The organism is Pseudomonas sp. Leaf127 (assembly GCF_001423155.1).
Lineage (GTDB): Bacteria > Pseudomonadota > Gammaproteobacteria > Pseudomonadales > Pseudomonadaceae > Aquipseudomonas > Aquipseudomonas ovata.
In genome coordinates, this window is sequence record NZ_LMOA01000021.1 from 584,877 (window position 1) to 607,227 (window position 22,351).

21 protein-coding genes and 1 pseudogene are annotated in these 22,351 nt (G+C 62.6%); 15 read left to right on the forward strand and 7 right to left on the reverse strand.

Annotated features, from left to right (window positions below):
- Positions 1 to 123: 123 nt before the first annotated feature.
- The 8 genes and pseudogenes from ASF84_RS15980 to ASF84_RS16015 all read left to right on the forward strand — a co-directional run bounded on the left by ASF84_RS15980 (position 124) and on the right by ASF84_RS16015 (position 7,085).
- The gene (locus ASF84_RS15980) at positions 124 to 1,191 is read left to right on the forward strand and encodes a M4 family metallopeptidase (protein WP_056839798.1); all 1,068 of its coding nucleotides are present in this window, start codon (positions 124 to 126) and stop codon (positions 1,189 to 1,191) included.
- A gap of 26 nt (positions 1,192 to 1,217) precedes the next feature.
- Positions 1,218 to 1,544: a protealysin inhibitor emfourin gene (locus tag ASF84_RS15985; protein WP_056839799.1), complete on the forward strand. Its 327-nt coding sequence runs from the start codon at positions 1,218 to 1,220 to the stop codon at positions 1,542 to 1,544.
- 172 nt (positions 1,545 to 1,716) lie between these two features.
- Entirely contained in the window at positions 1,717 to 2,346 is a 630-nt protein-coding gene (locus ASF84_RS15990) for a paraquat-inducible protein A (protein ID WP_056840169.1), read from the forward strand.
- Positions 2,343 to 2,957 carry a paraquat-inducible protein A gene (locus tag ASF84_RS15995; protein WP_056839800.1) on the forward strand — a complete coding sequence of 205 codons (615 nt, stop codon included), beginning with the start codon at positions 2,343 to 2,345 and terminating at the stop codon, positions 2,955 to 2,957. The genes ASF84_RS15990 and ASF84_RS15995 overlap by 4 nt, the downstream gene beginning before the upstream one ends.
- Complete coding sequence (locus tag ASF84_RS16000) at positions 2,950 to 4,629, forward strand: PqiB family protein (RefSeq protein ID WP_056840170.1); 1,680 nt, start codon at positions 2,950 to 2,952, stop codon at positions 4,627 to 4,629. The genes ASF84_RS15995 and ASF84_RS16000 overlap by 8 nt, the downstream gene beginning before the upstream one ends.
- On the forward strand, positions 4,626 to 5,243 hold the full coding sequence (locus tag ASF84_RS16005) for a PqiC family protein (RefSeq protein WP_056839801.1): 618 nt from the start codon (positions 4,626 to 4,628) through the stop codon (positions 5,241 to 5,243). Before ASF84_RS16000 ends, ASF84_RS16005 begins: the two co-directional genes overlap by 4 nt.
- Before the next feature lie 359 nt (positions 5,244 to 5,602).
- On the forward strand, positions 5,603 to 6,040 hold the full coding sequence (locus tag ASF84_RS28580; RefSeq protein ID WP_082481632.1) for a helix-turn-helix domain-containing protein: 438 nt from the start codon (positions 5,603 to 5,605) through the stop codon (positions 6,038 to 6,040).
- Between the two features lie 224 nt (positions 6,041 to 6,264).
- Positions 6,265 to 7,085 (forward strand): annotated as a pseudogene (locus ASF84_RS16015) (class I SAM-dependent methyltransferase).
- A 45-nt stretch (positions 7,086 to 7,130) separates the two neighbouring features.
- Here the strand turns inward: ASF84_RS16015 and ASF84_RS16020 are convergent.
- Together ASF84_RS16020 and ASF84_RS16025 are read right to left on the reverse strand one after the other, a co-directional pair.
- Positions 7,131 to 8,090: a FecR domain-containing protein gene (locus ASF84_RS16020; RefSeq protein WP_056839803.1), complete on the reverse strand. Its 960-nt coding sequence runs from the start codon at positions 8,088 to 8,090 to the stop codon at positions 7,131 to 7,133.
- Positions 8,087 to 8,602 (reverse strand): sigma-70 family RNA polymerase sigma factor, encoded by a 516-nt coding sequence (locus ASF84_RS16025; RefSeq protein ID WP_056839804.1) that lies wholly within the window; start codon positions 8,600 to 8,602, stop codon positions 8,087 to 8,089. Before ASF84_RS16025 ends, ASF84_RS16020 begins: the two co-directional genes overlap by 4 nt.
- A 198-nt stretch (positions 8,603 to 8,800) precedes the next feature.
- On the opposite strand from ASF84_RS16025, the gene ASF84_RS16030 reads away from it, so the two are divergent.
- From ASF84_RS16030 to ASF84_RS16040, 3 genes are all read left to right on the forward strand, one after another.
- A complete protein-coding gene (locus ASF84_RS16030; RefSeq protein ID WP_056839805.1) occupies positions 8,801 to 9,145 on the forward strand; it encodes a nuclear transport factor 2 family protein in 345 nt (114 codons plus the stop codon).
- 71 nt (positions 9,146 to 9,216) lie between these two features.
- Entirely contained in the window at positions 9,217 to 10,437 is a 1,221-nt protein-coding gene (locus ASF84_RS16035; RefSeq protein WP_056839806.1) for a putative DNA modification/repair radical SAM protein, read from the forward strand.
- Positions 10,434 to 11,267, forward strand: a complete 834-nt coding sequence (locus ASF84_RS16040) for a TIGR03915 family putative DNA repair protein (protein ID WP_056839807.1) — start codon at positions 10,434 to 10,436, stop codon at positions 11,265 to 11,267. Before ASF84_RS16035 ends, ASF84_RS16040 begins: the two co-directional genes overlap by 4 nt.
- Before the next feature lie 20 nt (positions 11,268 to 11,287).
- On the opposite strand, the gene ASF84_RS16045 is transcribed toward ASF84_RS16040, so the two are convergent.
- Positions 11,288 to 12,130, reverse strand: coding sequence for a PhzF family phenazine biosynthesis protein (locus ASF84_RS16045; RefSeq protein WP_056839808.1), 843 nt, complete (start codon positions 12,128 to 12,130; stop codon positions 11,288 to 11,290).
- Positions 12,131 to 12,237: 107 nt separating this feature from the next.
- On the opposite strand from ASF84_RS16045, the gene ASF84_RS16050 reads away from it, so the two are divergent.
- Positions 12,238 to 13,056, forward strand: a complete 819-nt coding sequence (locus tag ASF84_RS16050; RefSeq protein ID WP_056839809.1) for an NAD-dependent protein deacetylase — start codon at positions 12,238 to 12,240, stop codon at positions 13,054 to 13,056.
- Positions 13,057 to 13,103: 47 nt separating this feature from the next.
- Here the strand turns inward: ASF84_RS16050 and ASF84_RS16055 are convergent, their stop codons facing one another.
- Positions 13,104 to 15,470, reverse strand: a complete 2,367-nt coding sequence (locus tag ASF84_RS16055) for a DNA polymerase II (protein ID WP_056840171.1) — start codon at positions 15,468 to 15,470, stop codon at positions 13,104 to 13,106.
- A gap of 258 nt (positions 15,471 to 15,728) precedes the next feature.
- Here ASF84_RS16055 and ASF84_RS16060 point away from each other — a divergent pair, with 258 nt between their 5' ends.
- Together ASF84_RS16060 and ASF84_RS16065 are read left to right on the forward strand one after the other, a co-directional pair.
- Positions 15,729 to 18,245 (forward strand): bifunctional diguanylate cyclase/phosphodiesterase, encoded by a 2,517-nt coding sequence (locus tag ASF84_RS16060; RefSeq protein ID WP_236709433.1) that lies wholly within the window; start codon positions 15,729 to 15,731, stop codon positions 18,243 to 18,245.
- Between the two features lie 116 nt (positions 18,246 to 18,361).
- A complete protein-coding gene (locus ASF84_RS16065) occupies positions 18,362 to 18,802 on the forward strand; it encodes a CBS domain-containing protein (protein ID WP_056839811.1) in 441 nt (146 codons plus the stop codon).
- 17 nt (positions 18,803 to 18,819) lie between these two features.
- Here the strand turns inward: ASF84_RS16065 and ASF84_RS16070 are convergent, their stop codons facing one another.
- Complete coding sequence (locus ASF84_RS16070) at positions 18,820 to 19,341, reverse strand: DUF4174 domain-containing protein (RefSeq protein ID WP_056839812.1); 522 nt, start codon at positions 19,339 to 19,341, stop codon at positions 18,820 to 18,822.
- Between the two features lie 126 nt (positions 19,342 to 19,467).
- Positions 19,468 to 20,637, reverse strand: coding sequence for an aspartate aminotransferase family protein (locus tag ASF84_RS16075; protein WP_056839813.1), 1,170 nt, complete (start codon positions 20,635 to 20,637; stop codon positions 19,468 to 19,470).
- Between the two features lie 106 nt (positions 20,638 to 20,743).
- Between ASF84_RS16075 and ASF84_RS16080 the strand changes: the two genes are divergently transcribed.
- Entirely contained in the window at positions 20,744 to 21,658 is a 915-nt protein-coding gene (locus tag ASF84_RS16080; RefSeq protein ID WP_056839814.1) for a LysR family transcriptional regulator, read from the forward strand.
- Here ASF84_RS16080 and cysC read toward each other — a convergent pair.
- The gene (gene cysC, locus ASF84_RS16085; RefSeq protein WP_442963066.1) at positions 21,622 to 22,320 is read right to left on the reverse strand and encodes an adenylyl-sulfate kinase; all 699 of its coding nucleotides are present in this window, start codon (positions 22,318 to 22,320) and stop codon (positions 21,622 to 21,624) included. The genes ASF84_RS16080 and cysC overlap by 37 nt on opposite strands.
- Positions 22,321 to 22,351 lie beyond the last annotated feature (31 nt).

Here is a 22,351-nt window from a genome sequence, read left to right on the forward strand (position 1 = left end):
CGATCGCCATCATGTAATCAGATATTTCACCAACGATCTTGCCAACCGCCCGGCGGCACTGCACAGCCATGACCGGCCACTATGCTCAACACGGAACCTCCTCATCGCTGCAGGAGTCAACGTATGTGCCTCCACGACCCGCTGTATTGTTTCATTCCACCGTACATGCTCGAACACATGTCTGAATCCCCCAACCGCAAGGTTCGATACTGTGCGATTGCCAACATTGCCTGCCGATCAGCGTTCATCGCCACACGCCTGGCCACCCAGGGCATCGCAACGCAACCGGTGCTGGCCAGCGCACATGGGCATAAACACCGGTTGATCTACGACGCTCGCGACAGCACCGAACTGCCGGGCCGCCTGGTCCGTCAGGAAGACCAGGCGCTCACGGGCGATGCGGCAGTGGATGAAGCCTTCGACGGCTCGGGCCTGGTGTATGACTTTTATGAGCAACTGTTCGAACGCCGTTCGCTGGACGATAACGGCATGCCGCTGATTGCTTCCGTGCACGTGACCGAAGTCGACATGCAGGGCGATCGGGTGCCCCTCAATAACGCCTTCTGGAACGGCCGGCAAATGGCTTACGGGGACGGGGATGGCGAAGTCTTTACGCGCTTTACCGCCAGTCTGGAAGTCATCGGCCATGAGTTGACCCATGGCGTGCAGAGCTTTACCTCGCAACTGCTGTACCAGGGCCAGTCCGGCGCCCTCAACGAGCATTTTGCCGATGTATTCGGTGTGCTGGTGCGCCAGTGGCATGACGGTACACCGGCCAATGACGCCAACTGGTTGATCGGCCAGCAACTGTTGGTGCCGGCCCCTACCCGGCGCGGCATACGCGACATGCTGCACCCCGGCACCGCCTACAGCGGCGATCCCGACTTGGGCGACGATCCACAACCGGCGCACATGACGGACCTGTATACCGGCCAGCGTGATCGTGGCGGGGTGCATATCAATTCGGGGATTCCCAACCGCGCCTTTGCGTTGCTTGCGCAGGCACTGGGCGGCAACGCCTGGGAAGTGGCCGGACGGATCTGGTATGAGACGCTGTTGCAATTGCCAGCCAACAGCCAGTTCAGCGACTGCGCGCGCATCAGCGCCAGGCTGGCCGGCCAGCGCCGCTACGGTGCTGCGGCCAGGCGCGCCGTCATTGCCGCCTGGCGAGAGGTGGGGGTTCGGGCATAGCCCGACCGACAGAAAGAGTGCAGACCATGAAAGTGTGTGTCATTCAGTCGGGCGGTTTTGCCGGTACGATCAGTCACTATGAAGTGGATGCCGATACGTTGCCGCCGGCAGATGCCGATCAGTTGAAGAAACTGGTGCACTGCCTGGACCTGCCGTCGTCCGAACAGCGATTCGATGAGCAAAGCACCGATCTGAAACAGTATGAGGTTACCGTCGAATATCAGGGCGAAACGGTGTGCCTGGTGTTCGATGAGCGCAACATCCCCGCCCCCGTTCGCCCCTTGCTGAAATTTTTGCAAGCACACGCAGCGAGGCAGCCCTCTAGCATCAGGCACAGGAACAGGCCAGAATAATGGCCTGTTGCCGATCACTTCGGCGACAGGCCCCTGGCAAGCTACGAACATCGCCACAGCACTGCGGTCCATCCTTGAATGGCTGCGTTTGAATACACGCCGCAACGGCCTCAACAAGGTATTTTCCTGTACCTTTTCCTTTACCGTTCAGGATCTGCATTTACCGCATTCGATGAGTATTGAAGACCCCCACCCTCAACCACCGGGCCTGATCATCTGCGAGCATTGCGACTCGCTGTATGAAATTGCGCCTTTGCGTGCCGGCGAGTCTGCCTATTGCCTGCGCTGTCGTGCCCTGTTGGGCCGTGGCCAGCGCATGTCCATGGAGCAGTGGCTGGCCCTGACCGTGGCCGCCGCCGTGTTATTTGTGCTGGCCAATATCTTCCCGGTGATCAGCATCAGCATGAAGGGCCTGAGCAACGAGGTGACCCTCTGGCAATCGGTCGAGGCCCTGGCCCAGGGGCGCATCACACTGATCGCCCTGGTGGCCGGCCTGTCGATCATCTTTGCCCCGCTGCTGCAGATCCTGCTGTTGCTGTGGGTATTGCTGCATGCCCAGCGCGGCGTGGTGGCGCCCGGCTTCAAGGCTTGCATGCGCGCCCTTGAGCACCTGCGGCCCTGGAGCATGCTGGAGGTGTGCATGCTGGGCATTCTGGTGGCCATCATCAAGTTGTCCGGCATGCTCGACGTCCACCCTGGCGTCGGGCTGTGGGCCATGGCCATGTTGATGGTGCTGATCCTGCTGATCGCCAACCGCAACATTCGCAGGCTGTGGGATGTGCTGGAGGTGAAACCGTCATGAGCGAGATTCCCTACGCCCACCAGCACAAGCTGTGCCTGTGCCACATCTGTGGTCAGGCCTGTGCCGAAGACGCTCACTGCTGCCCACGCTGCGATTCGCCCGTGCACCGGCGTAAACCCAACAGCATCGTGCGGACCTGGGCCTTTCTGATCGCCGGGCTGATTTTCTACATTCCGGCCAATACCCTGCCGGTGATGTACACCACCCTGCTGGGCAACAGCAGCGAAAACACCATCATGAGCGGCGTGATCGAATTCGTGCATGGCGGCTCCTGGGACATTGCCCTGCTGATCTTCATTGCCAGCGTAGTGGTGCCCTGCGTGAAATTCGCCGTGCTGGGCATGCTGCTGATCACCTGCCAGCGCCGCAGCCGCTGGGCCATGGTCGAGCGCGCCCGGTTGTATCGCTTTATCGAGCTGATCGGCTACTGGTCGATGCTCGATGTGCTGGTCGTGGCCCTGGTGGCCTCTCTTGTGCAGTTTCGCGAACTCAGCAGCATCGAGCCGCGCATCGGCATCCTGTTCTTTGGTTTGGTCGTGGTGATGACGATGTTCGCCGCCATGAGTTTCGATCCCCGGCTTATCTGGGATGCAGAGGTTGAAGATGCCTGACAACACCCCCCCTACGTCGGCTACCGCGCCGGCCAGCCCCGAGATCAAGTCGCGCCGGGTACGTATCTCGCTGGTCTGGCTGGTGCCGATCGTCGCCGGCCTGATCGGCCTGTCGATGGCCGTGCACGACTGGCTGAACATCGGCCCGAAGATCACCGTCAGCTTTCAGACGGCCGAAGGCCTGGAAGCCAACAAGACCCAGGTCAAGTACAAGAATGTGGTCATCGGCATGGTCACTGCCATCGAGCTGAGCGAAGACCGCAGCCATGTGCAGGCCACCATCGAGCTGAACAACAGCGCCGGCCCCTTCACACGGGTCGACAGTCAGTACTGGGTGGTGCGTCCGCGTATCGGCGCCCATGGCGTGTCCGGGGTCGACACCCTGCTTTCAGGGGCATTCATCGGTGCCGATGCCGGCAGCGCCGAGCAGACCAAGGACACTTTCATCGGCCTGGAAACGCCGCCGCCGATCACCTTCGGCGAAAAAGGCAAGCGCTTTATCCTGCACACCGACGACCTTGGTTCGCTGGACATCGGCTCGCCTATCTACTACCGACGCATCCAGGTCGGTCAGGTGGTGGGCTACAACCTGTCCGAAGACGGCAAGGGCGTGGACATCCAGATCTTCATCAACTCGCCCAATGACAAGTACATCACCACCGACACCCGCTTCTGGAATGCCAGCGGTGTAGACGTCACCGTCGGCGCTTCGGGCCTGAAGATCAATACCCAGTCGCTGGCCTCGATCGTCTCCGGCGGCATTGCCTTTCGCGAGCCGAACTGGAGCCCGGACACCAAGCCGGCCGACGAGAACGCCGAATTCCGCATTTTCGATGACCAGGCAGCCGCCTTGGCACCGCCCGATGGCGAACCGCGTTATATCCGTATGCGTTTCAACCAGTCACTGCGTGGCCTTGCCGTCAACTCACCGGTGGACTTCCTGGGCGTGAACATCGGTCGGGTCGTCTCGGTCGACCTGGACTACGACCCGGTCACCAAGACCTTCCCTGGCATCGTGGGCGCCCTGATTTACCCCAAGCGCCTGGGCGCGGCCGATTCCAAGTTGCAGAAACTGGCCGGTGGGGGCGATCCGGACGAACAATCGGCACGGATTCTCGGGGCGTTTGTCAGCAATGGCCTGCGTGCCCAGGCGCGCACCGGCAACCTGCTGACCGGGCAGTTGTACATCGCCATGGAATTTGATCCCAAGGCAGCGAAAGTCGCCTTCGACCCCAAGGCGCGACCGCTGGAAATCCCGACCGTGCCGGGTAGCTTCGACAAGTTGCAGGAACAACTGCAGGCCTTTGTCGACAAGCTGGGCCGTCTGCCGATCGACGAACTGGCCGGCAACCTCAATGGCACCTTGAGCGAATTGCAGAAGACCCTGAAGACGGTCAACGGCAGTGTGCTGCCGCAAATGCGCGGCGCCCTGCAACAGGCCGAGAAAACCCTGGCCACCGCCAACGACACGCTGGACGAAGACTCCCCTGGTCGCCAGCAACTGGGCCAGGCCATGGAGGAAGTGCAGCGCGCTGCCCGCTCGATGCGCGTGCTGACCGACTTCCTGGGCCGTCAACCCGAATCCTTGATCCGTGGCCGCAGCAGCGAGTCGGCACCGGCTTCCTACAAGAGCTCGTCTTCACGCACCAAGAACCTGGAGCCACAACAATGACCCTGCGCCTGAAACTGGCGGTCCTGGCCACGGCCCTGGGACTGGCCGCCTGCTCCTCACCGGTGATGCGTTATTACACCCTGGTGGCGCCGCTCGACACTGTGCCGGCAACCAAGAGCCCGCCAGCGCCGTTCCAGTTCGAGATGCTGGCCGTGCAGTTACCGGTGCAGGTCGACCAGCCTCCGCTGGTGGTTCGCCAGGGAGACGGGAGCCTGGCCATTCTGGATACCGAGCGCTGGGGGGCGCCTTTGGGCGATGAGTTCCACGACGCCCTGACCGCACAGCTGGAAAGCCGCCTTGGCCGCCGCGATGTGGCCGGCCTGCCCAAGGACAGTCACCAACCGCTGCTGTCGCTGCGCAACGATGTGCGACGTTTCGAATCGGTTGCCGGTAATTATGCGCTGATCGATGTGGTCTGGAATCTGGAGATGCGCAACGGTCCGACAGGCAGCCCGCGCACTAACCTGACCTGCAGCAGCGTGATCCGTGAGAATGCAGGTCCAGGCCTGGAAAGCCTGGTGCTGGCGCATCAGGCTGCCGTGGCGCGCCTGGCGGACGACATTGCCCGCACTGCCATGCAATGGGCAAGCCGACCTGCTGCAGGCTGCCCGTAATCCTCCCTGCATTGCTTGCCAGCCGGGTATATCCTGATCACCTCAACGGCAACAAACAGGTAGCCCACGGGCTACCTGACACGCCCGGCGTTAACAATTTTCTACGCAACCCTCTCACAACAGTACAATGAAAAAGAGCAAAAATTGTTCTAGTTCGTACAAAAAAGTACCAGCCACCACTATTGCCCTCTGAGTTTTACGGGTATCTTTGCCTGCGCAAAACAATGTGTGAGGGAACTTTCGAGATAGACCATCAGTTGATGCCCTTTTATAGGCAGCCGGTCTGTTCACTCCTTTATTAAATGGATATAAATCCGCAAAAACAACCCTCATGCGGATGATTTATTGAGGACAAACGGATGATAGGAATTGGTCCACGCCTAAAGCAAGAGCGTGTACGCCTGAAACTTTCGCAAAGTGCGCTTGGTACTATTGGAGGTGTTGAAACCAACGCACAAGGCAACTATGAAAGCGGTCTCAGATTTCCCAGAGCCGATTACCTGTCTCGTATCGCAGAAGCCGGAGTCGATGTTGCCTACGTTGTTACCGGCCAGAAAAAGCTGACCCTTAATGGGGTCAACGCTGTTGAGTCCGACCTTAATCACGTGATTGCCCGTCTGCACGCCAGCCTGCATGACATGACCCAACAGCTTTATCAAATGACCCACCTGCTGGACGCGCGTTACAGCGAAAAGGACGCTATGAGTTGCCCCCCGCTCGAGACCATCCGTACTGAAGCCGAAGCCATCAGCCTGGCGATCGTGCGGCTGATCTGTGTCACGTCAAAACTTGGATAGTCACTTCAGGGATACGCTTATAACCCCATGTTCCAGCCGCGCGGCAGTCCCTTGCGAGGGCCTCTGTCAACCGTGACTATGCTGCCAGCTGTGAGACGTTACGTCGGCCCCTGGCAAACCGCCCCTCTGGTATTTCTGTCGTTACCAGCCCGCTATCAGACAGTTACCTGTTTTTGCTCGCCGGGTCTCCTTACCCACGCTGCGACACAAGACAGGTAACGCCCATGGACACCTCACCCGACCTGCAAGCCCTCAAGGAACGTCACAAGAGCTGTGGGCCAGTGGCGATTATGCCGTTATCGGCACCCGGCTGCTGCTGACAGCCGAGCTATTGGCCCAGGCCTGCGATCTGCGCTACGACGACAAGGTTCTGGACGTCGCCGCCGGCCATGGTAATGCCACACTCGCTGCGGCCCGTTGTGGTGCCGTGGTGACATCGACCGATTTTGTACCGGCCTTGCTGGAGCTCGGACGTGAACGCGCCCGTGCCGAACGCTTCGATGCCAGCTTTCTGGAGGCTGACGCCGAACACTTGCCCTTTGCAGACGCCAGCTTCGAGGCCGTGCTTTCGAGCTTTGGCGTCATGTTCACCCCCGACCAGGCCCGATCCGCTGCGGAACTGGCTCGCGTGTGCCGGCCTGGCGGGCGAATCGGCCTGACCTGCTGGACACCGGATGGCTTCATCGGCCACCTGTTCAAGACCCTTGCACGCCATCGCCCCCCTCCCGCCGGCGTGCCTTCGCCATTGCTGCGGGGCATCGAAGCGCACCTGCGCACCCTGTTTGATGACCAGATTTGAACGTTGCGTGCCAACCCCCGGCTGTTCAGCCTGCGCCACCGCTCGGCCGAGCATTTCATCGACGTCTTTCGCACCTGGTACGGCCCGCTGCATCAGGCCTTTGCCGCCCTGGCCGACGACCAGGCCCAGACCTTGCACGAAGACCTTTGTCATCTGCTCAACCGCATAAATCGGGCAGGTCCGAAATCATTGATCGTGCCGGCTGAATACCTAGGGTCTGTTGCCGTTTCATCACGGCCGTGCTGAAACGGCAACAGACCCTAGAAGTGGTGATCAGGCGGTAAAGGACGATCAACCCGTCTGGCGCGGCACCAGCGTGACCCAGTAGCGAGTGCGGGTCTGCACCTGCAGCGGCAGGCTGGCGGCCAGCAGTTGCAGCACCCGGTCGGTGTCGTCGAGGCGAAAGGCACCGGTGACGCGCAGTTTTTCCAGGCTCGGGTCCCAGTGCAGGACGCCAGGCCGATAACGCGCCAGCTCGGTCAGGAAACTGCCCAGCGGGCGATTTTCGACGGTCAGCACGCCGCTTCGCCAGTCAGGCTGTTGCACGTCAAAATGCTCCACCGTACCAACGCCTGTCACATTGAGCCAGGCGCGCTGCCCGCCCTGCAGAGGCACCGCAGCACCGGCCAGCGGTTGCAGCACGACCTGCCCGCGCGACACGGATACACGACAGCGCCCGGCCTCTTCGCGCACGCAGACCTCGGCACCGCTGGCCATGATCTGCCCCAGGCGGGTCTGCAAGGTCAGGACCGGCGCGGTATCGACCATGCTCAGCGCCACCTCTCCTTCGACCAGCATCAGTCGGTGCTGGCCAGCGTGCCAGTCCAGGTTCACGGCCGTGGCGGTATTGAGTTGCAGCAGGCTGGCGTCGGACAGACGTACAGTGCGCTGCTCGCCCGTACCCGTGCGCAGGTCGGCGCGCCAGGCCATCACCGGGGCCTGGCGACTGAGCACCCAGCCGGCAGGCAGCAAAGCCACGACCACCAGGGCACGCTTGAGCAGCGCCCGGCGTTGCGGGTCCGCAGCCGAGCGGTCAAGGCTGGCCATGGCCAGTTGTGGTGGCACATCGGCAAAGCGCTGGCGCAGGCCCTGGGCTTTTTGCCACATCTGTTCATGGCTGGGCGACTGTTCACGCCAGCGCTGCAAGCCGGCGCGATCCTCGGCACTGGCGGTGCCGGACTCGATCAATGCCAGCCAGCGTGCTGCCGCATGGGCCACCTGCCGGGCAGGGTCGTGGCCGACCGAACTCACAGGTCAGCCATCAGGCAGTGCTCGTAGGCCTGGGCCATGTAGCGTTTGACGGTGCGTTGCGACACCTGCAGCCGTTCGGCGATCTGCGCATAACCCAGGCCTTCGAGCTGCGACCAGAGAAAGGCCCGACGTACCGAATGCGGCAGGCCATCAAGCAGATCGTCCAGCGCCTGCAAGGTTTGCAGCACGATCCAGCGTTGCTCGGCCGACGGCGTCACCGCCTCGGGCAAATGCGCCAGGGCTTCCAGATAAGCCTGTTCCAGGCGCCGGCGACGCTGATGATTGAGCAGAAGACGCTTGCCCACCGTCACCAGATAAGCCCTGGGCTCGCGCAGTGCCGTCAGCGGCTCGCCGTGCGGATAAGCCAGGACCCGCAAAAACGTTTCCTGGCTCAGGTCAGCGGCATCCCAGGCATTGCCCAGGCGCCTGCGCAACCAGGACTCCAGCCAACTGCGGTGTTCACGATAGAAACTGTCCAGCCCGGGCGACAGTGAGTGTGCGGCGTCAGTCATGCCAGGGGCACTCTTCAGGAGGTCATGTTTTGCAATGAGAATAATTCTAATTAACTCGCGCCCTGCCGCCAATCGGAATTTTTCCTCGTCCGGCCCCATTGGTCGCTCCCGCCTGAAAACAAGGCGCAGGCGACTACGCTTGTCCCGTTGTTCGCAACACCCTCTTGTAACGCCTTTTCAACTCAAAGGACCTACTGAATGTCGACATCACCGGAAGACGATTACATTGAACAGGCCGTAGGCAATTATGTGGCCGGCATGGTCTTTGCCGATGAAAGCCTGCTACGCCGCAGCCTGCACCCCGACAGCCGGATCATGAGCTGCAGCCACGGCGTGCCCCAGTGGTACACGCTCGATGAGTTCATCGACACCATCAAGGCCGAGGGCACCGGCGAAAGCGATTTCAGCCCGTTCTGGGAAGCAGCACCTCAATCCGCAGACTCCAGGACTGCCGGCACGGCCAATGAGTACCGTCAATCGCTCAAGCTGTATGCCGATTGCATCACCGTCAACCGCCGCTATGTGACGGCTTATCAGCATTGACCGGGCCAACGGTACTTGAGCGATAGCCAAAAGCCCGATACTGTACATAAAAACAGTATCGGGTTATTTCCATGCAGTTGATCGACAAGCTGAGCATTCTGGCCGACGCTGCCAAGTACGACGCCTCCTGTGCCAGCAGCGGTGCACCCAAACGCAGCTCGCGAGGCAAGGACGGGCTGGGCTCGACCAACGGCATGGGCATCTGCCACAGCTACACCCCGGATGGCCGCTGCGTCTCGCTGCTCAAGATCCTGTTGACCAATTTCTGCCTCTACGACTGCCAATACTGCATCAACCGCCGCTCCAGCGATGTGCCCCGGGCGCGCTTCAACCCCGAAGAAGTGGTTACCCTGACCCTGGACTTCTACAGGCGCAACTGCGTCAGCGGGCTGTTCCTGAGCTCGGGCATCATCCGCTCGGCCGACTACACCATGGAACAACTGGTCGAGGTCGCCCGCCTGCTGCGCGAAGAACATCAGTTTCGCGGCTACATCCACCTCAAGACCATTCCCGACGCCGATCCTGCGCTGATCGCGCTGGCCGGACGCTATGCCGATCGCCTGAGTGTCAACATCGAGCTGCCCACCGACCAGAGCCTGCAAACCCTGGCGCCGGAAAAGAACATCGGCTCGATCCGCCAGGCCATGCACACCATCCATACCGGCGAGCAGAACGTCAGGGATGAACCACGCGCGCCACGCTTTGCGCCCGCCGGGCAAAGCACGCAAATGATCATTGGCGCCGACGCCACGGACGACAGCACCATCCTGCACAGCGCCCAGACCCTGTACAGCCACTTCAAGCTGCGCCGGGTCTATTACTCGGCCTTCAGCCCCATCCCCAACAGCCCTGGCAGCGTACCGCTGGCCGCCCCGCCGCTGTTGCGCGAGCACCGGCTGTACCAGGCTGACTTCCTCTTGCGCGGCTATGGTTTCCAGGCCGACGAATTGCTCAAGGGGCCTGGCGACCTGGCCCTGGACATCGACCCCAAGCTGGCCTGGGCGCTGAACAACCGCGACCTCTTCCCCCTGGACCTGAACCGCGCCGACCCGAGCCTGATCGCGCGCATCCCGGGCATCGGCCTGCGCACCACGCAACGGCTTGTGGAACTGCGCCGGCAGCGGCGCATCCGCTATGAAGACCTGACGCGCATGCGCTGCCTGCTCGACAAGGCCAGGCCGTTCATCATCACCAGCGACTACAAGCCGTCCCAGGCACAATGCTCCAGCGAATACCTGCACCAGCAGTTACGTGATCGCCCGCAACCTCAACAACTGGGGCTCTGGGCATGATCAGCCTCGACTGCCAGGATCGCTTTGAGGTCTGGCGTGAGCAGGCGCGCTGGCTGCTCAGTCACGGCATCGACCCCAGCCGCGTCAGCTGGAACGGCGCACAGGACAGCGACCTGTTCGGCAGCGACGAATCCTTGCCGGCCACACCGGGGCCGTTCCAGGCGCGGGTGCCGCGGGCCTTGCTGGAGCAGTTGCAAGCGGCGGCTCAATACCGCGGTGAACAGCGCTGGAGCCTGCTCTACGAAGTGTTGTGGCGTGTGTGCCACGGTGACCGCACGGCGATGCTGGCCGGTGACCGCCTCGGCAGTGAACTGCAGCGCCGGCTCAAGCAGGTCAGCCGCGAGGCTCACCACCTGCACGCCTTCCTGCGCTTCGTGGCGCTCAAGGCCGACACCGCCTGGCAGGACAACAATGCCCCGCATTATGTGGCCTGGCATGAACCGGCCCACGACATCCTGCACAGCGCCAGTGAGCACTTCATCGGGCGCATGGGTCGTCATCGCTGGCTGATCGCAACGCCTCGCGACGGTGTGTTCTATGACGGCACCCGGCTGATTCATCACGCCCATTGCCCCGACGCCTGGCAACGCCTGGCCCGCCAGCCGGACGATGCCAGCGGCGAGCTGTGGCTGACGTATTACCAGCACATCTTCAACCCGGCGCGCCTCAATCCCAAGGTCATGCAAGGCCACTTTCCGAGCCGCTTCTGGAAAAACCTGCCCGAGGGACCGCTGATTCCGGCCCTGATCACCCAGGCCCGCACCGGCAAGCAGCGCGATGGCCAGGCCGGCAGCCTGAGCGGCCGCGCCGGCAAGCGTATCCGCCCTTGAATCAGGGGCTACAGGCAAGGCTACAGCGTGAGGTGGCCCTCAATGCACGTCACCGATGAGCCGCCAATCCAGATGTCATCGCCCATGCGTTCGACCTGCACCCGCCCCCGGCGCCCCAGCGCCGTGCCCTGACTGACCACATAGCGCTCCGGCACCCACCCTTCCTCGAACAGCCAGCGAGCGATGCCGGCGTTGAGGCTGCCGGTCACCGGGTCTTCAGGCATGCCATCGCCACCGACGAACGCACGTACTTCAAAGTCCGCCTCGTCGCCATCAATGGCCGGCTCGAATGCACCAAAAACACCCACGACCAGATCGCCAAGGCGCGAAAAATCAGGCTGGAGCGCCAGCACCCTGGCCCGGTTGGCCAAGTGCAGCGCCGCCCAGCCGGCACCATTGTCGACCCAGCGTGCTGCCAGCACTTCATCCACGTCCAGGCCCAAGGCATCACGTATCCGGGCCAGCAGTTCGTCGCCCACCGGTCCACTGCGCAGCAACGGCGGGGCAGTAAACGCCAGTTGACCGCCGACCCGACGGATACGCACCAGGCCGATGCCGCATTGCTGGACGATTTCTTCGCCCTTGGGCACACCGCCGTTTTCGAGCCAGGCGTGGCAGGTGCCCAGGGTGGGATGCCCGGCAAAGGGCAGCTCCCTGAGCGTCGTGAAAATCCGCACACGGTAGTCGGCCTGCGGCTCGGTGGGGGTCAGGATGAACGTGGTCTCGCTGAGGTTGGTCCAGTTCGCCAGCGCAGCCATGCGCTCATCACTGAGGTCATCGGCATCGAACACCACGGCCAGCGGATTGCCTTGCAAGGGCTGTTCGGCAAAGACATCCAGTTGTTTGAACGGGTAACGACGCATGACCGACTCCTGTCGACAAAACGCCAAGCGTGGCACGGCCACGACAGGGAGGTAAAGCGCGCCGGCTCAGGTTAAGCTCCAGTGAGCCTGCCAGGAGAGACGCGCTCATGCCCCTTGAAACGCTCTGCCATGCCTTTGAGCAACACCCGCTGCTGGTGATCACCGGTGCCGGGATCAGCACCGCCTCCGGCATCCCGGATTACCGCGACCGTGAAGGCGTGCGTCGCGGCCAGCAACCGATGATGTATCAGGAATTCGTCGGCAACCCTGCGGCCCGCCAACGCTACTGGGCCCGCGCCATGCTGGGCTGGCCGCGCATCCTGGCCGCACAGCCCAATGCCGCGCACCAGGCGCTGGCGCAACTGCAGGCGGCAGGCCGGATCAGCGGCCTGATCACCCAGAACGTCGACGCCCTGCACACCCGTGCCGGCAGCCCGGTGGTGACCGAACTGCACGGCAGCCTGCACCGGGTCCTGTGCCTGGACTGCGGGCAGCGCTGCGAGCGCGCGACGCTGCAGCAACAGATGCTGGCCGACAACCCTTACCTGAACCGCGTCGAAGCGGTACAGGCCCCCGACGGTGACACCCTGCTCGATGCCGCCTACATCGCCGACTTTCGCCTGCCGCTGTGTCCGCACTGCCAGGGTCAGCGGCTCAAGCCCGACGTGGTGTTCTTCGGCGAGAACGTGGCCAGCGACACCGCCGCCCAGGCGCTGGCCCTGGCGCACCAGGCGGCCGGCCTGCTGGTGGTCGGCACCTCACTGATGGCCTGGTCGGCGTTTCGCCTGTGCAAATTGATGGCCGAACAAGGCAAGCCGATCCTGGCCATCAACCAGGGCAAGACCCGCGCCGACGACCTGCTGAGCGCCAAGTTCGAGGTGCCGTGCGAAACGCTGCTGCCCCGGCTGGCGCAGGCACTGACTTAGGCTCTGTTGCCGTTTCAGCACGAGCCGTGATGAAACGGCAACAGCCCCTAGAACAGGCCCATCTGCCCACCGATCAGGCGGCTGAAATCGTCGCCGACAAAGGGCAGGATCGCATCGGCCAGCGGTTGCAGCTGGCGCGTGACGTAATGGTCGTAGTCGATGGGTGACTGCCGTGCTTCCAGCGGTTCGGGGCCGTTGACCGTCATGACATAACTGATCCAGCCGCCGCGCTGATACTGCAACGGCCGGCCCAGGCGCCGGTTGTAGTCATCTGCCAGTTTTGCCGCCCGCACATGCGGCGGTACGTTGCGCTGGTATTCGTCCAGACGTCGGCGCAGGCGCTTGCGAAACACCAGCAACGCGTCCAGTTCACCGGCCAGGGTGCGGCGTACATAATCGCGGATGTAATCCTGATGAGGGCGACGCTGGAAAATCAGCAGGTACAGGGCCTGCTGGAACTCCCGGGCCAAGGGTGACCAGTCGGTGCGCACCGACTCCAGGCCCTTGTAGACCATTTCCTGGGTCTGGTCGGCACGCGTGACCAGCCCGGCGTAACGTTTCTTGCTGCCCTCCTCGGCGCCGCGAATGGTCGGCATCAGAAAGCGGGTGTAGTGGGTTTCGTATTGCAACTCCAGGGCGCTGCTCAGGCCGTGGGTCTGCTGCAGGTGTTCGGTCCACCATTGATTGATATGCGCCACCAGCTCCAGCCCGAGGGCACGGGCCTGCTGCTCGTCATGGGGCTTGCCCAGCCAGACGAACGTGGAGTCGGTGTCGCCGTAGATCACCTGATGACCACGCGCCTCGATCAGTTGCCGGGTGGTGTGCATGATTTCATGCCCGCGCAAGGTGATCGACGACGCCAGGCGCGTATCGAAGAAGCGACAGCCACTGGTGCCCAGCACGCCATAGAATGCATTCATAATGATTTTCAGCGCCTGGGACAACGGTGCATTGCCTTCACGCTTGGCCGTCTCGCGGCCCTGCCAGACCCGCTCGACAATGGCCGGCAGACAATGCCGGGTGCGGGAAAACCGGGCGCCACGAAAGCCGGGCACCGAATGCTCGTCATCGGGCTGCTGCAAGCCTTCTATCAGACCGACGGGGTCGATGAGAAAGGTGCGAATGATCGAGGGGTACAGGCTCTTGTAGTCCAGCACCAGCACCGACTCGTAGAGTCCGGGCCGGGACTCCATGACAAATCCGCCAGGGCTGGCCTCGGGCATGCGCTCGCCCAGGTTCGGCGCCACGAAGCCCTGGCGGTGCATCAGCGGCAGGTACAGGTGGTAGAACGCTGCCACCGAACCGCCATTGCGGTCGGCGGCAAGGCCGGTGACCGTGGCCCGTTCGAGCAGGAAGGTCAGCAGCCCCGTGACCTCGAAGATGCGCGTGACCAGTTCGCAATCCTTGAGGTTGTAGCGGGCCAGTGCCGGCTTGTCTTCGGCGAACAGGCGGTTGATTTCATCCATGCGCTGGTACGGCGTATCGATGGCCTTGCCCTCACCCAACAGCGTCCGGGCGACGAATTCGAGGCTGAACGAGGCAAAGCTCCAGGTGGCCGAGCGCAGCGCCTCGATGCCGTCGATGATCAGCCGGCCGCCGACCTGGGCAAAGAAATGCTGGCCGCTGCCATGTTCGCGCCAGCCCATCGGCTGGCCATCACGCCCCAGCAGAAGGGGCACACCCAGCCGCCGGGAATGCTCATGAAGAATGCGCAGGTCGAACTGCACCACGTTCCAGCCGATGATGGCGTCCGGGTCGTGCTCGGCCAGCCACTGATTGAGCCGGATGAGCAGGTCGGTGCGACTGGCGCAGTACTCAAGCTCGAAATCCACCGCCGAGCTGTCGCCATTGGCCGGTCCGAGCATGTACACCTGGCGCTGCCCGCAGCCCTGCAGGCCGATGGAGTACAGTTCGCCATGCTCAGTGGTCTCGATGTCCAGCGACACCAGCTTCAGGCGCGGTCGATAGTCCGGTGCGGGACGCACGACGGCCTGGCCCAGCACGCCGCCGGCCTCGGGCGTGCCCCCAAACCACACGGGCGCGGTGATGAAACGCTCCATCAGGTAGCGTTCCGGAGGGCGGATGTCGGCTTCGTAGAGGTCCAGGTTGCCCTTGCGCAACAGCCGCTCGACACTCAGCAACTGCCGATACTGCGTGCAATAAAGCCCCAGCACCGGACGATGACGAAAGTCGCGCAGCGCAAGATCGCGCCACTCGATGCCGTCACCTTCCTCGCCCCTGAGCAGCGCCTGGGCACGCTCGCGTTGCACGACGGGCATGAACATGACCGAAGGCTGGGCCGGCAAGCGCACCCGGCGCGGTCCGTGGTCGGTCGCCAGCCACAATTCGATTTCAGTCCCGGCGGGCGTGTCACGCCAGTGACGGCTGAGAATGAAACCCTGTTGTAGATCCAACGCCTTGGCCTCGCTGCCGTTCAGGCTGGCCATTCTACGCCAGAATCTATCCCGGATTTCCGACAACCAACACTGGATCAAGTGGTCTACTGCTGCGATATAATTTTGCCACTATTGACATCATAACTTCGCGCACTGATTGGGTATTAGGTCAATACTTGCCTCCAGTAGTAGCGTCATGGACCCAGCCTGATGAATTCAGCGACACGGATACCGCCGTCCACTCCCCGAAATGCCCGGCTCGCCAGACGTACGCTGGTGACTTTGCTGGGTTTGCTGGGCGCTATTTCATTGGTCATGGTCGTGGCGCTCTTGTTGATTGCCTTGCAATTGAATCGCGAGGCCAGTGCTCACAGCGAGCGCCTGGTCGACAAGCTCTGGCAGGCAACCTCGCAGCGACTTTCCACGGTCATGCTCGAAAATGCGCCGTGGGGTGACGCTTATCGGCATTTACACGTAAAGGTCGACACGGACTGGTCCTACGTACGGGATAACCTGGGGTCTTCGCTGTTCAGCAGCTTCCAGTTTGAAGGCGTGTTCGTCATTGATCCTCGCAACCAGACCAGCTACTCGATCGATCAGGGCGAATTGACCGAGCAACCCATTCAGGAATGGCTGGGCAGCTTTCCCGCCAATCTTGTCGAAGAAGCCAGGGCGGCACAGGATGAGGGGTATGTCGCTACACAGATCAGCCGGCGTAACGGCCAACCGGTTTTTCTGACCGCCGCACCCCTGAGCCCAGGTAACGATCCCAGCGTGGAAAAGACCCCTGGCGTACAGTCGGTCCTGCTCATGGCTTATCTATTGAGCCCCGAGAAACTGCTTGCGCTGGGCAACAGTTATGAGATTTCCGGCCTGCGTATCTCTGTCGATGCCGAAGACGATGCAACCGGCCCCTTCCTGCAGGTCGATCCTTACCTGTCGCTGCACTGGGACCCCGAGCAGCCCGGCTACCGGTTGCTGCGCGTGCTGTTGCCGATCCTGCTGTTGCTGCTGGCTTCGCTGTTGTTCGTGTCGCGACGCATTACCCGCCGCACCCTGGGCACTGCGCACCTGCTGGACAAGCAGTACGCGGTGATTCATGCCAGCCGTGCAGCGCTGGCCAGCAGCGAAGCACGTTTTCGCAACGTCGCCGAAGCGGCCTCGGACTGGCTGTGGGAAACCGACCTGGAGCTGCGCATCACCTACTTGTCGGAGCGCTTCAGCGCCATCACTGGCCAATGTGCACAAGACTGGCTGGGACGCTGCCTGGATGACATGCTGCAATGCCAGGGCCAGACATTGCGTGACTGGATACGCGCCCAGCATACCGCCACGACCCGCTCGGTGATTCGTTGCACCCACTGCTCGCCTGCCGGAGTCCTGCTGACCAGCCATATCGCGGTCAAGCCGATCCTGCGCGACGATCAGGTCACCGGCTATCAGGGCAGCGCCTCGGACATCACCCGTGAAGTGGCCGCCGAAGAACGCCTGATGTACCTGTCGCAGCACGATACCCTCACCGGCCTGGCGAACCGCGTGCAACTGCGTGAATATCTGATCGCGCAACTGGAACAACTGCCGCGCCGCCCACAGCCGCTGACCATGCTCAACCTGGACCTTGATCACTTCAAGCCGGTCAATGACATCTATGGCCACAGCGGCGGCGACAGCGTGCTGCGCGAGTCGGCCTTGCGCATGGCGCGCTGCCTGCCGCCTGGCAGCCTGTTGGCACGCCAGGGCGGCGATGAATTCATTCTGATTGCCTCGACGCTGGTCACCCGCGAAGACCTTGAACAGTTGTGCCTGGCACTGATTGCCTGCATCGGCCAGCCATTCATCGTCAATCACCAGGAAGTCGTCATTGGCCTGAGCATTGGCGTGGCCCAGGCGCCTGCCCACGCCCGCCAGCCCGAGGACCTGCTCAGATTCTCTGACCTGGCGCTGTACCAGGCCAAAAAGGACGGGCGCAACACCTGGCGGCTGTACGATCCCGAGATGCTAGTGCGCCTGGAGCAGCAACGCGAACTGGAAAGCAGCCTGCGTACTGCGCTGCGGCACGGGCAATTCAACCTGCACTACCAGCCCAGGCATGATGTGCACAGCCGGCGCATCCTGAGCGTCGAGGCGCTGATCCGCTGGCAACACCCGCAAAAGGGGCTGTGCATGCCTGACCAGTTCATTGCGCTCGCCGAAGAAAACGGCCTGATCGTGCCCATCAGCGACTGGGTGCTGCAACGGGCCTGTAGCGATGCCATGCAGTGGGAAGACGAACTGCATGTCTCGGTCAATATTTCTGCCGTGGAGTTTCGCACTCAAGGGCTGGTCGAGCGCATCGCCAGCGTGCTGGCGGCCACCGGCCTGCCCAGCCATCGCCTGGAACTTGAGCTGACCGAGCGGGTGGTGATCGAAGATGCCGCTTCCAGCCTGGAGCTGATGCTCGCCCTCAAGGCATTGGGCGTACGCCTGTCGATGGACGACTTCGGTACCGGGTATTCGTCACTGAGTTACCTGAAAGACTTTCCGTTCGACACCCTGAAAATCGATCGCAGCTTCATCCAGGAGATCGACAGCAGTGCCCGCGGCCGTTCCATCGTGCAGGCGATCATCGCCCTGGGGCGGGCCCTGTCGATGAACATTACCGCCGAAGGCGTCGAAACCGAGGAGCAACTGCAATGCCTGGCCGGCTTCGGCTGCGATGAAGCCCAAGGCTACTTTCTCAACCGGCCGATGCCGCTGCCGGCACTGATGCAGGCTATCGGCACCTGCAATGCCGTGGTGCCGTCCTTGAGCTGACGTTTTCCATGCCGTGCAGGGCGCTTTCAAGCTTGCGCGGTCTGCACGCTTGCCTGATGCTTGAGCGACCCCGCAGAGGGTCCTTCCCGATAACGTTCTCGCCACCGGAGAGCACGATGAAAACCGTAGCCCAGTTACTCAAATTAAAGCCTGAGCAGCATCGCCAGGTGCACACCATCGCCCCCGACGCCCTGGTGCTCGATGCCTTGCGACTGATGGCTGACAAGAACATCGGCGCCCTGGCCGTGGCCGAAGGCGGTCGTGTGGTCGGGGTGCTCAGCGAGCGCGATTACGCCCGCAAGATGGTGCTGCAGGGACGTTCATCGGCCGGCACGCCGGTCAGGGACATCATGAGCAGCCGGGTCATTACCGTCGACTCGGCGCAAAACGTCGAGACGTGCATGAACATCATGACCGACAACCACCTGCGCCATCTGCCGGTGGTCGATAATGGCGAACTGCTGGGCCTGCTGTCGATCGGCGACCTGGTCAAGGAAGCCATCGCCGAGCAGGCCAGCCTGATTCAACAACTGGAACAGTACATTCGCGGGGAGTGAACAGCGGGTCGGCAGGATCAGTCATCCAGGACCGGCGCCCCGCCCTTGCCTGCCTTCGGGGCCTTCTCGGCAGGGGCAGCCGGGGTTGCCGCCGATACAGGTGCCGCAGCTTCCCGCTCACGCATGGGCATCTTGTCGATGGTGGCGAAGATCTCCTTGGGATCAAGGGTGTCGGCATCCATCTTTTTCTCGCCATCCTTGCCGATCAGGACCACGCGGGTCTTGCCACCGGCGCCCTGGCTGAACTCGCGGATCAGCGCCATGGTCGCCTGGGTGTCCAGCGGCTTGTCATTGCGCTTGCCCTCAAGGCCTACCAGCGTGTACAGCACCATGTTGCGCTGGTTAAAGGCTTCGCGGTTGGCCGGTTCCTCCAGCACTTTTCTGATAGAAACCAGGGTCGGGTCGTCCGCCTTGGGCGCAATGATGACCAGCGGCCGGGATTTGCCACGGTCCTGGGCCAGCGGCGTATCGCTGTCGGCAGCAAACACCGGGGCGGCGATCAGCAGCAGGGTGGCAAGGGTCAGTGACCGGATAGGCATGAGCAGCTCCTTTTCAAATCCATGGGTTGGCATATCGCGAGATGGATCCGCAATTCCCATGTGAATTTCTACCGCATCGAGCCCTGACGGTACAGTCAAAATCCACGCTGTCTACTACAGCCTCCCTCAGGCCAGCAGCTGTTGCAGACGCTCGACAATCATTTCCACCTCATCGGCGGTCAGGGTCAGAGGCGGCAGCAAGCGAATGATTCGCCCCCGGGTCACATTGAGCAAAAGCCCGTACTGGCGGGCCGCTACCAAGGCAAGATCAGCCATGGGCTGGTGCAATTCCACGCCGATCATCAACCCCCGGCCGCGGATGGCAGACACTTTGCTGTGCCCGGCGAAGACCTCATTGAGCCGCTGCAACAGATAGCGCCCCTGGACCTCGGCATTATTTACCAATTGTTGCCGGGCAATGATCTCCAGCACCGTGCACCCCACCCGACAGGCCAGTGGATTGCCGCCAAAGGTGCTGCCATGACTGCCCGGCGTAAACAGCCGCGCGGCCTTGCCGCGCGCCAGGCAAGCGCCGATGGGAATGCCATTGCCCAGGCCTTTGGCCAGCGTCATGACGTCCGGCACGATGGCTTCGTGTTCGAATGCAAAGAGCCGTCCGGTGCGCCCCATGCCGGTCTGGATCTCATCGAGCATCAGCAACCAGTCGCGCCGGCTGCAGCGCTCGCGCAGGGCCTTGAAGTAGCCGGCCGGCGGCATCTGCACGCCGCTCTCACCCTGAATGGGCTCGACCAGCACAGCCGCGATACGCGGTCCGTGGCGGGCGCACAGCTGATCGAAGGCCGGCAGGTCCCCGAACGGCACCCGCACGATGCCGCCGGGCAGATCGGCAAATCCCAGACGTACCGCCGGCCCGTCACTGGCGGCCAGCGTACCCAGGGTGCGGCCATGAAAGGCATTGCCCATGACCACCACCAGCGGTTGCTCGATACCTTTGTGCCAGCCGTGCAACCGCGCCAGCTTGAGTGCAGTTTCATTGGCTTCGGCCCCTGAATTGCTGAAGAACACCCGCTCCAGGCCGGACAGGCGGGTCAATTCATGCGCCAGGCGGTGCTGCCATTCGATGCTGTACAGGTTGGAGGTGTGCAACACCAACCCGGCCTGGTCGCTGATGGCGGCCACCAGGGCCGGATGGGCGTGGCCGATATTAGTGACCGCCACACCGGCCACGGCATCAAGGTATTCACGCCCGTCCTGATCCCACAGGCGGGTGCCCAGGCCACGCACGAAACTGACGGGCAATGGCTGGTAGGTGTTCATCAGGCAGGCGGCGGTCATGACATCGGGCTCCACGGTATGTCAGGGGGGTGATTTGCAGTATGGTTAGCCACCCTTGGTGGATAAACCCCGAAACACTTACATCTTTTTAAAGCATGGATTGATAATGGATCTTTTTCAGGCGATGACGGTGTACGTCAAGGTGGTCGAGACCGGCAGCATGACGGCAGCCGCCCGCGAGTGCGGCCTTTCCACCACCATGGTCGGCAATCACCTGCGCGCACTGGAACAGCGCCTGGGCGTCAGCCTGCTCCAGCGCACCACTCGCCGCCAGCGGCTGACCGAGTTCGGCCAGGCTTACTATCAACGCTGCCTGGAGGTGCTGGGACTGGTGGCCGACTCCGAACAACTGGCGGAGCAGGCACTGGGTGAACCGATCGGCACCTTGCGCATTACCGCGCCCCTGACCTTTGGCTCTGAACGACTGTCGCCTGCGTTGTGTGAATTTTCCAGGCGTCATCCGAAGATCAGGCTGGATGTGGTGCTGACCAACCAGCGTGTCGACCTGCTCGACAACGGTTTCGATGTCGGCGTTCGCATGGGCAGCCTGCCGTCGTCCTCACGCCTGGTCGCCCGTGCGTTGCATGACTACACCCTGACGCTGTGTGCAGCGCCCGACTACCTGGCACGGCGTGGCACGCCCGTGTGCCCGCAAGACCTTGAAAGTCATGATTGCCTGGCGTTCGCGTACCTGGCAGGCGACGACTGGAGCGCCACGCAAACGCACTGGCCGTTCAGCGGGCCCGAAGGCGAGGTGCGGGTACCGGTGTCGGGCTCATTGACGATCAACTCTTCGGCCGGGCTGTATCAGGCAGCCAGGGCCGGCATGGGCATTGTCATGATGCCTGATGCACTGGTCGAACAGGACTTGCGCGAAGGCCGCCTGGTTGCACTGCTGCCCGCGTACCGGCTGCCCAGCCGGCCCATGCACCTGATCTACCCGCAAGAGCGCTACCGCCTGCCCAAGCTGCGCAGCTTTGTCGATTATGCGCTGGGGTTATGGGGGCGGCCGGCACCGTAGGCCCGCTCGCACAGTGCCTCAAGCAACGGCCCGGTGGCCATCGTATGACTGTCGAACACGAACTCGGCATCCTGCGGCACTTCAAACGGCGCATCCCAGCCGGTCAGATTGTGCAGTTCGCCGCGTTGCGCCCGGGCGTACAGCCCCTTGGGGTCGCGCTGCATGCACACCTGCAGGCTGGTCGAGACGTGCACCTGGGTGAAACGACCGGTGTCGAACAACCGGCGCACCCGCAGGCGGTCTTCGGCGAACGGCGAGACAAAGGCGCAGATGACCTGCAGCCCGGCGCGGTGCAACAAGGCGGCCACTTCACCGGCGCGACGGATGTTTTCCTGCCGGTCGGCGTCGCTCATCCCCAGGTCCGCGCACAGGCCGCGCCGCAACTCATCGCCGTCGAGCACCACCACGGCTTGCCCCTGCGCCTTGAAACGCTGCTCCAGGGCACGGGCCAGAGTGGTCTTGCCGGCGGCAGGCAGGCCGGTCAGCCAGAAGACATGGCTCATGAAGCCAGGCCTGCGCACACGGGTACGGACAGCAACAGAGAGAATCGAGGACGACAACGCATGGATTTTCTGCCTGGAGGGCTGAACACAGGCCTGACGATATAAGCCATTGGCCATATCCTGCAAGCCTGAGCCTTGCAGGTTGCCCGTGCGCCGCATAAGGTGCGGCACACGTCTACACCGTAAGGAC